The sequence below is a fragment of the Flavobacterium johnsoniae genome (assembly GCF_001879205.1).
Taxonomy (GTDB): domain Bacteria; phylum Bacteroidota; class Bacteroidia; order Flavobacteriales; family Flavobacteriaceae; genus Flavobacterium; species Flavobacterium johnsoniae_A.
In genome coordinates this window covers 219,162-232,948 of the sequence record NZ_MLFK01000009.1, presented here as the reverse complement: position 1 = coordinate 232,948, position 13,787 = coordinate 219,162, and the positions used below count along the sequence as shown (strand labels likewise).

Annotated in this window: 12 protein-coding genes; 6 read left to right on the top strand and 6 right to left on the bottom strand. The window is 36.4% G+C overall.

The genetic code is table 11. From position 1 onward, the window contains the following. Positions 1 to 24 precede the first annotated feature (24 nt). Positions 25 to 1,533: a sensor histidine kinase gene (locus BKM63_RS16845; protein WP_071637742.1), complete on the top strand. Its 1,509-nt coding sequence runs from the start codon at positions 25 to 27 to the stop codon at positions 1,531 to 1,533. Between the two features lie 911 nt (positions 1,534 to 2,444). On the opposite strand, the gene BKM63_RS24110 is transcribed toward BKM63_RS16845, so the two are convergent. The 6 genes from BKM63_RS24110 to dinD all read right to left on the bottom strand — a co-directional run bounded on the left by BKM63_RS24110 (position 2,445) and on the right by dinD (position 6,460). Beyond that, a complete protein-coding gene (locus BKM63_RS24110) occupies positions 2,445 to 2,519 on the bottom strand; it encodes a DDE-type integrase/transposase/recombinase (RefSeq protein WP_071638148.1) in 75 nt (24 codons plus the stop codon). Next, entirely contained in the window at positions 2,495 to 2,722 is a 228-nt protein-coding gene (locus BKM63_RS16835; protein WP_071637741.1) for an IS6 family transposase, read from the bottom strand. The genes BKM63_RS24110 and BKM63_RS16835 overlap by 25 nt, the downstream gene beginning before the upstream one ends. A gap of 72 nt (positions 2,723 to 2,794) precedes the next feature. After that, the gene (locus BKM63_RS16830) at positions 2,795 to 4,513 is read right to left on the bottom strand and encodes an amidohydrolase (protein WP_083572268.1); all 1,719 of its coding nucleotides are present in this window, start codon (positions 4,511 to 4,513) and stop codon (positions 2,795 to 2,797) included. A 93-nt stretch (positions 4,514 to 4,606) separates the two neighbouring features. Beyond that, positions 4,607 to 5,044 carry a hypothetical protein gene (locus BKM63_RS16825; protein ID WP_071637740.1) on the bottom strand — a complete coding sequence of 146 codons (438 nt, stop codon included), beginning with the start codon at positions 5,042 to 5,044 and terminating at the stop codon, positions 4,607 to 4,609. 86 nt (positions 5,045 to 5,130) lie between these two features. Further along, positions 5,131 to 5,553, bottom strand: coding sequence for an MgtC/SapB family protein (locus BKM63_RS16820; protein WP_071637739.1), 423 nt, complete (start codon positions 5,551 to 5,553; stop codon positions 5,131 to 5,133). Between the two features lie 40 nt (positions 5,554 to 5,593). After that, the gene (dinD, locus tag BKM63_RS16815; RefSeq protein ID WP_071637738.1) at positions 5,594 to 6,460 is read right to left on the bottom strand and encodes a DNA damage-inducible protein D; all 867 of its coding nucleotides are present in this window, start codon (positions 6,458 to 6,460) and stop codon (positions 5,594 to 5,596) included. A 260-nt stretch (positions 6,461 to 6,720) separates the two neighbouring features. Between dinD and ppsA the strand changes: the two genes are divergently transcribed. The 5 genes from ppsA to BKM63_RS16790 all read left to right on the top strand — a co-directional run bounded on the left by ppsA (position 6,721) and on the right by BKM63_RS16790 (position 13,784). After that, complete coding sequence (gene ppsA / locus BKM63_RS16810; RefSeq protein ID WP_071638146.1) at positions 6,721 to 9,129, top strand: phosphoenolpyruvate synthase; 2,409 nt, start codon at positions 6,721 to 6,723, stop codon at positions 9,127 to 9,129. Between the two features lie 110 nt (positions 9,130 to 9,239). Further along, on the top strand, positions 9,240 to 10,427 hold the full coding sequence (locus BKM63_RS16805) for a PAS domain-containing sensor histidine kinase (protein ID WP_071637737.1): 1,188 nt from the start codon (positions 9,240 to 9,242) through the stop codon (positions 10,425 to 10,427). Next, complete coding sequence (locus BKM63_RS16800) at positions 10,424 to 11,473, top strand: response regulator (RefSeq protein WP_071637736.1); 1,050 nt, start codon at positions 10,424 to 10,426, stop codon at positions 11,471 to 11,473. Before BKM63_RS16805 ends, BKM63_RS16800 begins: the two co-directional genes overlap by 4 nt. Positions 11,474 to 11,596: 123 nt before the next feature. After that, positions 11,597 to 12,427 carry an ATP cone domain-containing protein gene (locus BKM63_RS16795; protein WP_071637735.1) on the top strand — a complete coding sequence of 277 codons (831 nt, stop codon included), beginning with the start codon at positions 11,597 to 11,599 and terminating at the stop codon, positions 12,425 to 12,427. Position 12,428: 1 nt separating this feature from the next. Further along, a complete protein-coding gene (locus BKM63_RS16790) occupies positions 12,429 to 13,784 on the top strand; it encodes an MBL fold metallo-hydrolase RNA specificity domain-containing protein (protein ID WP_071637734.1) in 1,356 nt (451 codons plus the stop codon). Positions 13,785 to 13,787: the final 3 nt, after the last annotated feature.

Below are 13,787 nucleotides of genomic sequence, written 5' to 3'. Positions count from 1 at the left end.
ACTATACCAATCAAATCTAACGCTATGTACCGTAATCCAGGGCTTCTACAAAATATAATTGATGCTATCCCTCTTCCCGTCGGAGTGTATGTGGGAGATAATTTAGAAATTGCACTGGCCAATGATGCCATGATCAAAACATGGGGCAAAGGAAATGATGTACTTGGAAAAACCTATCTCAGTGTTGTTCCTGAAATTGAAAACCAGCAGATTCTCGATGAGGCCCTTGGCGTTCTCAAAACCGGAACAGCCTTTCATGCTGTGGGCAGAAAAGTAGATCTGGTCATGCAGGGAATTATGACCGAACATTACTTTAATTATAGTTTTATTCCGCTCTTTGACGAGCATGGAAAAGTCTATGGCGTGCTTAACACCGGCGCTGACATCACGGATCTGCACAAAGCAAAAGAAGAAACCCTGAAAGCGAATGAAAAATTAACCATAGCCATAGAAAGCTCCGGGATAGGAAGTTATGAAATAGACCTTGAGACCAAAAAAATCAAGACTTCAGCAAATTTCAATACGATCTGTTCCATTGCAAGCGAAACAACAAATGACGATTTAATTTCAAAACTTCATCAAGAGGACCTCCCGGCGCGCGAAAAAGCACACCAGCAGGCTGAGGCAACGGGAAAAATATGTTATGAGGCAAGAATTTTAAATGATAACGGCTCCTACCGCTGGGCTAAAATCAATGGAAAGATTATCAAGGACAAGGACGGGTCTGCAAAGACCATCATTGGGATTGTTCAGGATATACACGAGCATAAGGAATTTCAGGAGGAACTAAAAAAGCAGGTCTCAAGTCGCACAAATGAGCTCACGCGTTCTAATAGCGATCTGATGCATTTTGCCAGCGTAGTAAGCCACGATCTTCGAGAGCCGCTGCGAAAAATTAAATTTTTCAATACCCTTTTACGAAATGACATAGAAGACAATGTTAATGAAAAATCTAAAAAATACCTTCATAAAGTAAGCCAGTCTGCCCAGAGAATGGAAAATATTATAGAGGGAATTTTGACCTATTCCACCCTTGACAAAACTTCACAGGTTATAGAAACAATTACTCTTAATGAGGTTATTGAAGACATAAAAATAGACCTCGAGCTCATAATAAGAGAAAAAGGTGCTATTTTAGTTACTTCTGATCTTCCGCAGATTCAGGGAGCGCCGATTTTAATTAACCAGCTTTTTTATAACCTGATCCAAAATGCCCTGAAATTTTCCAAAGCGGACGAGCCTCCCAGAGTTATCATAACAAGCAGCATCATCAATAGTGACGGCCAGGATTTTCTACAGATAAAAATAAAGGATAATGGTATTGGAATTGATCCTAAATTTGCAGAAAAGATTTTTACGGCATTTGAAAGACTGCATTCTAAAGACCAGTACGAGGGAAATGGCTTGGGCCTTGCCCTGTGCAGAAAGATTGCCGAAAGGCATAATGGCAAAATAACTGCCGCCGGGGAAAAGGACAATGGCGCCGAATTTACGGTGACCCTTCCTTTAAAACAAAAAACCGATACGCTGTAGCAATTGAAATTTACAACTTCCTCCGTTAGAGGAATTTTACAAATAACAGCAATCTGTCTGATAAAATAATATTAGACATCTTCATAAATACATCTTTTTTATTTTGCATTCCTGTAAATTTCAATCTTGCCAATCACATAAAAATCCAATGTGTAATCGGCAGTAGGCTGATAATTTTCATCGGTGAGGACAATTTTCATAACCTGATGAATTGTAGGACGAGTGTCTGTATCTGAATTTTTTGAAAGAACAGGCTAAAATGACAATATTCCCTTCGGAACATTACTGTTTATAAAAAAAGGAAATAAATCAATTTTTAGTTTCAGTGGAAGAACAATAAATAAGTATATACTCATATTTTTTATTTTCATCCAAAGTAGTAAACATTAATCATCAAATTTTGACCTGAATAATCTTAAAACAAATATTTAATTTTGCAAATAACTCAATTAAATCTTAATTTAAATATTGAGTTACTATCCTAATTTAATACTTGAAATTGATCCAATAACAAATTAGTGAAATCACATTATTTAAGATTTTTTAACATTTAACCCCTACGATACATACAAACCGCTTCTGAATAAAAACTTTAATAATTATCTTACAAATCAATTGAAAAATAAGCTAATTTCTTTAAATCATTCATAAAATGGTTAGTAAATTGTAAAGTATCCGTCACAACACACCAAAAGGCGCCAATTGAAGACATTGGCGCCTTTTTTTATATAACCTTCTTATTTTTATTAGTCTAAAGAACAGGGTTCCTGAGCAGCCCTATCCCCGATAGCAGTGGAAATCCTTTTGTACCGGTCCCGAGGCTTCGGGAGGCGCAAAAGATTGGAACGGATAGCGGTAAAAGCTCCTAAAAAATAATATTATATATAATTGAAGATGATAACCGCTCCAAATTAATTGCCAAATTTATGTACCGCTCGATATAAATAAAACCAGATACCGTTTACTTTGATATAGGTCTCATCCAATCTTCAACTTTTCGCTTCTTCATCTCTGCCTCAAGCAAAGGTGCAAACTGATAAACCCAGAGTTGGATCGTGGCATGATTCACAGTGACTCCCGTAATTTTCATTATTTCCTCAACATCCCGGTAACTAAGTGTAAATCTTAATTTAAAATAAACTGCCTGAAGAATGATATATTTTGGATAACATTGAACTTCAGCATTCATATTTTGATGGGTTTAAAATTATAAAGATAAAGTTATTCCCAAATGCGACAGAACATCCAATTCCCTGCTGTATTACCTAAAAGCAGCATTACTAAATACAGTTTTTCCTTCCTTAATTGTTTCAACTACTTGAATGTCTTTAATTTTTAAAGGATTTATCTTTATTGGATTTTTATCGAGGATTACCAAGTCAGCCAATTTTCCTTTCTTTAGGGATCCTTTATTATTTTCTTCAAAATATTGATAGGCTGCCCAAATCGTTATGGACCTTAAAGCGTCATAAGCGCTGATTCTTTCTTCAGGCCCAATTACATCTCCGCTTCTGCTGATTCTGTTCACCACAGAATACAAAATCATGATGCTATTAGGAAGCGCGACAGGCGCATCATGATGCTGGGTAAAAATCATTCCCTTTTTAAGAGCTGTTTCAGCAGGCGAAATGCGATCAGCTCTTTCTTTCCCTAATGTTTCATCTCTATGCCAGTCTCCCCAATAATAGGTATGCATTCCAAAAAAAGAAGGCATAATTCCTAAGGATTTCATTGCATCTAACTGGTCTAAGCGGGCTGTTTGTGCATGTATTGCAACGGTACGCCTGTCTTTTTTCCCATATAGATGGGTAGCATGCTTTACGGCTGTTATATACTCGTCAATAGCCGCATCTCCATTACAGTGGGCTAAAATCTGCCAGTTATTTGCATATGCAGAATCTACAAGCGTGACAGCATCACTCACTTTTGGAAATGCAGGATAGCCGGCATAAGTTTTCGGCTGGCCTGGAGGCGGAATAATGTAGGGTTTTGTCAGCCATGCTGTTTTACCCTGCGGAGAACCATCAAGTGAGAGTTTTACCCCCGCAATCCTAAAATGATTCTTATATTCTTTTTGAATACCATTTTTTTTCATATAAGCCATTTGGCTTTGTATATCAGGATAAGCGGCAACATCAATAGTGAGTTTGTTTTTAGCAGCAAGTTTTAGCCATGTATTGCAGACATCACTTGTTGCTCTTCCTTCCTGTGCGGTTGTAAAGCCAAATCTTACATAAGATTTTAGACCTGCTTCTGCAATTTTTTCATTAGCCTCCTCGTCGAGTGTTCCCATCATTTTAAAAAGCGGTGCAAACATAGCCATCTCTTCCACTACTCCATTTGGTTCGTTAGATCCGTTTTTTCTTCTAATCACGCCGCCTGCAGGATTTTTTGATGTGGCATTGTAACCCGACATTTCCAAAGCTTTATGATTCATTACGGCTAAATGCCCGGACTGGTGTATAATAATAACAGGGATTGTTGAAGATACCTTATCTAGATCATCTGCCGTTGGAGGAAGCTTTTCTTTCAATTGTGCATCATCATATCCAAAACCCACTATCCAGCCGTATTTTCCGATAGCATTCTTGTTAGACGCTTTCCATTTATTAAGTAATGAAATAATACTTGCAATATCATTACCCGTGCCATCAGGAGCCGGAAGCAGATTAGCTGCTACTGCCTGAAATCCGGCATTCCAAACATGGCCATGTGCATCTATGAATCCCGGAAGCATTGTCTTGCCTTTTAGATCTTTCATTTCCGTTTTACTCCCTTGAAAATTTTTAGCTTCAGCTATTGAGCCCGCAAAAATAATTTTCCCGTTTTTTACCCCAACCGCTTCTACATACTGTGGCTGGCTGCCTTCCATAGTTATGATATCTCCGCCATAAAAAATGGCATCTGCAGAATCTTTAGTCTCTTTTTTACAACTTGCTAATGCAATTAATAACATGAATGTCAATAGTATATTTTTCATTTCAAAATTATTTTTAGTCGTTTAACATCTTATAAATATAGAAATAACAAACTGTTTTTAAATCATTTAATCGACAGCATATTTAATTTTAAACTAATACAAGTGGCTTAGTGACTCATTAAGCTTTAGTTCCTCCTGAATGTAATCTTCTTTAAGCGAATCAATCTTGTGCTGTACCTCGGGATCATATTTTTTAATTTGAACAGCAAATTCTCTAATGTATTTCACCTTTCTTTTCAATTCGTCAAGATGCTGCTGAGCTTCATTAATACAGGTAGTGATGTATTCGCGCTCATCCTGTGGATGAAATTCCACCTCGCCTCTTCGCTCTTTTATAATAAGCCGTGCAGAAGCCACAATACTATCTGAATGTCTGTTTAAGGAAAACCATTCTCTAAGCATTTCATTATCGATGCCAGAGATTTCAACTGAATCTAAATCAATATTTTCGTTTGAATCAATCGAGTCCTTTTGCTGACAGCAATAAAATAGTAGACCAATGAAAGTTATTATGTAGAATTTTGTTTTCATGTAATTGCTTAATTAATTCCCTTCGATTATTATTAAAAACTGAGTAACTATTCTCATTAGTCTAAAATAGAAATTTGTCTCTACAATTATTTTCTATTTCGCAGCCATTGATCTACTGGTTCAAGAACGGTATTCACTATCGCAACTAAAAGTGTACACACTAATGCTTCAATAAAATATCCCGAAGCTGCAATACAGCCAATTGCAGCACTGCACCATAGCGTAGCAGCCGAGTTTAAACCATGTACATTTGGTCCTTCTCTAAAAATAACTCCGGCTCCCAGAAAGCCAACTCCCATAACAACCTGGGCAGTAATTCGCGTAACATCAATATTTGAATTTACGGCTGAAACCTTTATGGACAATAATACAAAAGCGGCAGCTCCGGTTGCTACAAGCATATTTGTGGTAAGCCCTGTTTCTTTATGATGCCATTGCCTTTCAAAACCAATAATTAATCCGGCAATTAAGGCCGCAATTAATCGAAATAAAAATTCTGTTGTACTCAAAACTATAATTTTTAAATGATTAAAATTTTACTTTTTTCATCTAGTGAACAGTTCTTCTTTTGCTGTTTTTTCTGGATTTCAATTCTTTATCTTTTTTCTCTGCCAAAGAAATATCCTCAACTACCGGCATATGCTCCGGCAGAGTATTTCCGGTATCTTCTAGTGCCTTACGAACTTTTAATCCCACGGTAAAGTGAACACTATTGGCATCAACAATATCATGAACATTATCATTTTTGAGCTTCTCTGCGGTTTGTGTAACACGAAATAAATTGACTGCTAATTCATCACTATCCATATAATCCAGAATATTTTCATTTGCGTCTAGGTTTCTCATCCCACGAATCGCTTTTACATCTAATCCTCCGTAAAGGCCTCTATAGCCATGATTCTGAAAAATGGCATAATCTGCAGGTTTCGTTATGCCTGCTTTTTGGGCCGCTCCCGCAAGCTGAAGGTTTCTTTTAGTCAGTTCTTCTCGAAGAAAAAGCCTTCTCTCTTTTACTATTTTTAAATTTTTATGCTTCTGCTGGCTCAGTTCGCGTAAACGAGTCTGTGTTGCAAAATAGGCTTGTCCCAAAGCAACGGGTTTCAAATTTGGATCTCCATTTTGAATTGCGAGATAGCAGCCATAACGCGATAGTTTTATATCGCCATTATTTCTTTGTAAATCACCACCTACTGATTTTATCGGACCGAAATCTTTAAAATGTATGTCTGATTCCTGGCCGGTATTAATACAAACTGCTTTTGCCTTATCTATTGCCTTCAAAAATAAACTGTACTTAGGGTAATCCAGCAGTTTAGCAAGTTCTTTAGCGCTCCAAAATTCATGACCGCTTTTATCTGTTTTTCTAAGTTTTTCAAAAACAGATATATTATTCTCCTGTGATTTTGTTGTTTTCATGTTGCATTTTTTCAATTATAAAAGTTCTAAAACCTCATTTTTTTAGAATATCATATTCATCCAAAATCTTTGTCGTATCTAATCCTTTACACAAATGTCATTTATTATTTAGTGCTGTAAAATGATCTGCATCACATATTAGAAGTCTTTAAACTCTTAAAAAAAAGTATTAAATGACTGCCATCATTTCTAATAATTATGCATCAGCTTATCTTTATTAGAGAATTAAAGCCATAAATACGAGATTAAAAGCAATGAAAATGGAAAAATATATTTTAAAATTTAATCAGATCCGGATTACTGATAGTAGTAAAGTAGGCGGCAAAAATGCTTCTTTGGGCGAAATGTATAATAATCTTATTCCGCAGGGAATTAGAATCCCAAATGGTTTTGCAATCACCACAACTGCTTATAAAGATTTTATAAAGCATAATAATCTAAATGCCCGATTAGATGAGCTGATGAAACTTCTGGATAAGAAAGATTTTATGAACTTAAATGAAATCGGTTCAAAAGCCCGAAAATTATTGCTGGATGCAAAATTCCCTCTGGATCTTCAAACTGCAATTTCTTCTGCTTATACAGACTTATCACAAGATAATGAAATGACTGTTGCCGTAAGAAGCAGTGCCACAGCAGAAGATTTGGCCAATGCTAGTTTTGCCGGACAACATGATTCATTTTTAAATATAAAAGGAACTATGCCGCTTATATATGCCGTTAAATGCTGTTTTGCCTCCCTCTATACAGACAGGGCAATTAAATACAGACTAGATAAAGGTTTTGATCATGATAAAGTATTTCTTTCTGTAGGGATCCAGCAAATGGTTCGTTCAGATCTGGCCTGTTCCGGAATAGGATTTACGCTTGAACCCGAATCAGGATTTCGTGATTTGATTCATATTGCAGGTACGTGGGGTTTGGGCGAAACCATTGTTCAGGGAACTGTAACTCCAGATGAATTTCTTGTATTTAAAACTTCTCTTAAAAACAATAAAAAAGCCATTCTGCAAAAAAATCTTGGCACAAAAACTAAAATGCTTATTTATAGTGAAAGTTCAGCTGGTACCGATTCAACTGTTATAAAAGTAACTCCCAGAAAATGGTGCAGTAAATTTGTCCTTCAGGATTCAGAAATTGAAAAATTGGCCAGATGGGCGCTTATTATAGAAAATCATTATAATAAACCAATGGACTTTGAGTGGGCAAAAGACGGAATGAATGGCGAGCTTTATATCATTCAGGCCAGACCCGAAACTGTACATTCCCTGATCAATCCTTTGTCTATAACTTCTTATAAATTAGAAAAAAAAGGAGAAGCAATCATAACCGGTGAAGCTATAGGAAATGCTATTGCCAGCGGCATTGCGAGAATATTGCATTCACCGAAAGATACTTCAGCATTACAAGAAGGAGATATTCTCATTACTAATTTTACTAGCCCAGACTGGGATCCTATCCTAAAAAAGGTAGCCGGAATTGTTACCAATAAAGGAGGAAGAACAAGTCATGCTTCTATAGTGGCCCGTGAACTGGGGACTCCAGCAATAGTAGGAACAGAAAATGCCACCGAGCTAATTAAAGATGGTGATTTTATTACCATTAACTGCGCTGAAGGAAAAACAGGATATGTATACAAAGATAAATTGAAATACTTACAAACAACCACAAAACTGGATGAAATTAAACTGCCCGGAAAACCAAAAGTCCAGCTTATAGTTTCTGATCCCGAGAAAGCTTTTAAACTTTCTTTTTATCCTAATGATGGTGTGGGGTTACTTCGTATTGAATTTATTATAACACATTATGTAGAGATACATCCAATGGCGCTGATTCATCCCGAAAAAGTAACTGATTCAGCTCAAAGCACAGCAATTAACAAACTCACGGAAAATTATGACACCAAAGCTGATTATCTCATCGAAAAACTATCGCAGGGTGTGGCAACAATAGCAGCGGCTTTTTATCCTAAAGAAGTTATTGTTAGAATGAGCGATTTTAAGAGCAATGAATATTCAGGACTTCTAGGAGGTTCATTTTTTGAACCTCAGGAAGAAAATCCAATGCTTGGTTTTCGAGGCGCTTCACGCTATTATCATGAAAAATATCGTGAAGGATTTAAGCTTGAATGTCAGGCTATGAAAGCAGTTCGAGATGATATGGGTCTTACCAATGTAAAACTCATGATCCCGTTTTGCCGTACTCCTGAAGAAGGGAAAAAAGTCATTGCTATTATGGAAGAATATGGTTTAAAACAGTACGAAAACGGACTTGAAATATATGTCATGGCAGAAATACCCTCAAATGTATTACTTGCCGAAGAATTTTCGGAAATTTTTGATGGTTTTTCCATAGGCTCAAACGACCTTACACAGCTTACATTAGGTATTGATCGAGACTCGGAGTTAATCGCTGGTCTTTTTAACGAAGAAAATAAAGCTTCTAAAAAACTTATTCTTCAAATGATTCAAATCGCTAAAAAAATGAATAGAAAAATTGGACTCTGCGGGCAGGCACCAAGCGACTCAGCAGAATTTGCAAAGTTTTTGGTCATGTCGGGAATTAACAGTATTTCCTTTAATGCTGATGCATTGGTAAATGGCATTATAAATATAAACTCCATTTTAAAAAATGATATTACGGAACAGAAAAATACATATACCTCTTAAAACATGATCTTAAAAACAACTCAATATTTCTTTAGCAAAAATTAAGTATCTAATAGATTGGTTATCAAAAACATTTTGCGACATTTGTTAGACCAAAAACCGATTGCAACATGAAAAATCAAGCACTTTTAAAGGCAATTATTGATAATGCAATCGACGGTATCATTACAATTAACGAAAAAGGAATTGTAGAATCTATAAATCCTTCTGCCTGCCGGCTTTTTTTATATGATCCAGAAGAAGTAATCGGTAAAAACATTTCACTTTTGATGCCTTCTCCCGACCGGGAAAAACATGATTCCTATATAGAAAGTTATAAATCTTCCGGAATTCCTCATATTATTGGCCATGACAGAGATGTCCTTGGACGAAAAAAAGACGGCAATATTTTCCCATTCCGACTTGGGGTGAGCGAAGTCAAATTTGAAGGAGAAAGAATTTTTGCAGGTTTCATTCATGACATGAGCCACCAAAAAGAAGCCGAAAACAGACTCATGCAGTATACACAGCACCTGGAGGAATTGGTAAAAGACCGTACCCATTCGCTAAATGAAACAATTGCCGCATTAACCCAGACTAAGGAAGAGGTCAGCAGTACACTGGAAAAAGAAAAAGAACTCGGTAAAATTAAAAGCCGCTTATTATCAATGGCTTCCCATGAATTCAGGACACCACTCAGCACCATTCATCTTTCTACTTCTTTGATTCAGCGCTATTCAGAAGATTTAAACAATCCCAAAATTGAAACGCACATAAGAAAAATTAAAAGTGCTGTTTCAAACCTAACGACTATTCTGGATGATTTTCTGCTTCTTGAAAAAGCGGAATCTAATAAAATTACACTCCAGATATCTTGTTTTGATCTTCAGGATTTTATAAAGGAAATCATAGGTGAATTAAAGCTTCTTACCAAAAAAAAGCAAAAAATCATAAGTATTCCCAACACAGAAGTCACTTTAGTAAAATTAGATAAAAACCTGCTCAAAAACTGTATTATCAATCTGGTTTCTAATGCGATTAAATATTCTGGTGAAGAAACTGAAATTGAACTTTCGACAGCAATGACTTCCAGTAAGATCATTATAAATGTAAAGGATAACGGTATTGGCATACCCGAAGGAGATCATGAACACCTATTTGAAGCTTTTTTTAGGGCTCATAATACAGGAAATATACCCGGAACTGGTCTTGGACTGCACATTGTTTCACGATATGTATCTCTGATGAATGGCACCATTTCTTTTGAAAGTGCAATTAACAAAGGAACTTTATTTACTATTGAACTGCCGCGTTTATGACTAAAATACTTATTATCGAAGACAATGACAATATTAGAGAAAATGTTGTTGAAATACTGGAACTATCCGGATATGAGGTTTTTGCATCCGACAATGGAAAAGCTGGAGTAGAAACAGCCTTAAAAGTAAAACCTGATATTGTACTATGTGACATCATGATGCCAGAACTGGATGGTTACGGAGTATTACATATTCTCCAAAAAAATCCCGAAACACAGACCACACCTGTAATATTTTTAACCGCAAAAGCAGAAAGAGCCGATATTCGTAAAGGTATGGAACTCGGAGTAGACGATTACCTCACTAAACCTTTTGACGATTTGGAACTTTTACGGGCTATAGAAGCGAGGTTGAAAAAACAAGAACTGCAACAGCTGTTTTACGGACAAACGGCTGAAAACCTCAACACTCTTATTTCTAAAGAAGATGGACTGGTAAAACTCAAGGAAATAATGCTGGAACGAAGTACAAGGCATTATAAAAAAAACCAGTATATTCATTATGAGGGAGATCATGTAACAGGCATTTATTACATTATAAGCGGTAAAGTAAAGACTGTAAAATTAACCGAAGAAGGGCGTGAACTCATAACAGGGGTATATAAAGAAAATGATTACCTGGACATCAGTATTTTATTTTCTAATGACACTTATAATGATACCACAATAGCTTTAGAGGAAACCGTTTTGAGCTTTCTTCCAACCGAACAGCTCGATAAACTACTTTTTATTTATCCGGATGTAGGGGCAAAATTCATTAAAATTCTAGCCAATGATATGAGAGAGAAAGAGGTTCGCCTCTTGCAGATTGCTTATATGTCAGTGCGAAAAAGAATTGCCCAGGGTATTGTTCATTTAGTAGTACAGCACGGGATGGATGACTCCAGTATCAAGTTCAGCAGGGATGATCTTGCGGCATTTTCAGGAACTTCTCCAGAAACGGTAAGTCGTACTTTAAGCGACTTTAGAGAAGAAGGACTGATTGAGAAAACAGCCAGTACCATTCACGTACTTAACTTAGATAAACTCAGCAAAATAAAAAACTAATCTTTCATTATGATCAAAATCATTTTTTCAAGTGATTTTGATCAGCCTTTATCTAGATAATCTGATATAATTTTGGTTGAACAATCGTATACTTTTTAAGTAATCGGGATCAACTAAAAAATCATGAAAGTAATTAAGCACTCAGGGCATGTTGTTCCTTTCGACATAGAAAAATTAAAGCTTTCTCTTCAAAAATCGGGTGCTGCCCCTGAACTCATTAAAGAATCGCTGGCTCAAATACAGAGCCAAATGTACGAGGGAATAACGACCAAACAGATATACAAAATGGCTTTTGCTATTTTAAAAAAAGCTTCGAATGGCCATGCTGCGCGGTATAACCTTCGTTCTGCCTTACAAATGCTAGGTCCGGCTGGTTTTTTCTTTGAAAAATTTATTGCACGATTATATGCTGCCGAAGGTTTTAAAACCAGGACCAACTTAGCACTGCAGGGAAAATGTGTCTCGCATGAAGTAGATGTAATGATAAAAAAAGAGAATCTAATTTCGATGATTGAATGTAAATTTCACAGCAGCAGAGAAGGTTCTTCTGATGTAAAAGTTCCGATGTACATTCTTTCTCGTTTTAATGACCTTAAAGTGAAAACGCATACTATTTTTTCTAACAGCGAAACTATTAATTCCTGTATTATAGTGACCAATAACCGCTTTACTAAAGATGCTGAAAGTTTTGCAAACTGCAGCGGAATAAACCTTTTAAGTTGGGACTATCCAAAAGATGACAACATCAAAAATAAAATTGATAAAGCGGCGCTCTACCCTATTACCTGCCTCACAACCTTATCAATGGTAGAAAAGGAAAAATTGCTAATTCTGGATCAGCTGCTTGTAAAAGATCTTATTAACGATTCTCATAGTCTTCATAAAATTGGGCTTAGCGAAAACCGGATTCGAAATGTATTGAAAGAAGCTTCACAAATTTGTAAACTTATATAAGATGAAAATTAAATTTATAGGAGGCTCTGGAACTGTAACAGGTTCCAAAACACTCATAGAAAGCAAGGGAGTTAGAATATTGGTTGACTGCGGGCTCTTTCAGGGGCTTAAAGCTCTAAGGGAAATTAATTGGGAACCATTGCCAATTTTACCCTCTACAATAGATTATGTGCTGCTAACACATGGTCATCTGGATCATTGCGGCTGGCTTCCGAGACTGGTCGCTCAGGGATTTGCCGGGAAAATTTACTGCACCAGCCCAACTAAAGCAGTAGCACAGCTCGTTCTTTTAGACAGTGCAAAGATTCAGGAAGAAGAAGCTGATAAAGCCAACAAAGAACAATATTCTAAATATGAAAAAGCAGAACCTCTTTACACAGTAGTTCAGGCAGAAAATGTTCTTCCCTTTTTTAAAGTAATACAGCCCAATCTATCAATTGTTGTAGCGAATGATATTACTGCCGTTTTTTCAATTGCCGGACATATTATTGGTGCCTGCAGTATTACACTGTCTCTGGAGGGGAAAACCTTAATTTTTTCGGGCGATATTGGACGGGATGATGACGTATTAATGTTTCCGCCAACAAAACCTTTAATCGCAGATTACATTTTTTTAGAAAGTACTTACGGCAATCGCCTGCATCCAGATCTAGACGTAAAAAAAGAGCTGGAAAGCTATATCAATAGTACTATCGAACAAAACGGAACCGTAATTATTCCAGGTTTTGCTGTCGAGAGAGCACAATCCATAATGTATCTTTTATGGAAACTTAAAACAGAAGGAAGAATACCTAACATCCCTTACATCCTTGACACTCCTATGGGTGCCAGCGTACTTGATGTTTTTCTGGAAAATATGCAGTGGCATAAACTCTCTGCCAATGATTGCCATGAAATGTTCAAAATGTTCAGAATCGTTTCTGAATTCGATCAAACCATGCGCATTATTGAAGATCCTCAGCCAAAAGTAATTATTGCCGCAAGCGGTATGGTTACCGGTGGCCGCGTGCTGTCTTATTTTGAAAAATATATAGGTATTAAAAAAACTACTGTTATAATTGTGGGTTATCAGGCAGAAGGCACTCGCGGAAGAAAACTTCTTGATGGAGCTGATGAAATTAAAATTTATGGAAAATATTATCCTGTAAAAGCTAAAATTACACAAATTGAAGGACTGTCTGCGCATGGCGATCAAGAAGATTTAGTAAACTGGCTTTCTGCTCTTAAAAACAATCCAAAATGTATTTATTTAGTTCACGGAGAAAACCTTCCCGCAGAAGAACTAAGAATTAAAATCAAGGATAAATATGGATTTAAATGCACTGTTCCGTTTATGGGAAGTGAAATAGAAATTTAGAAA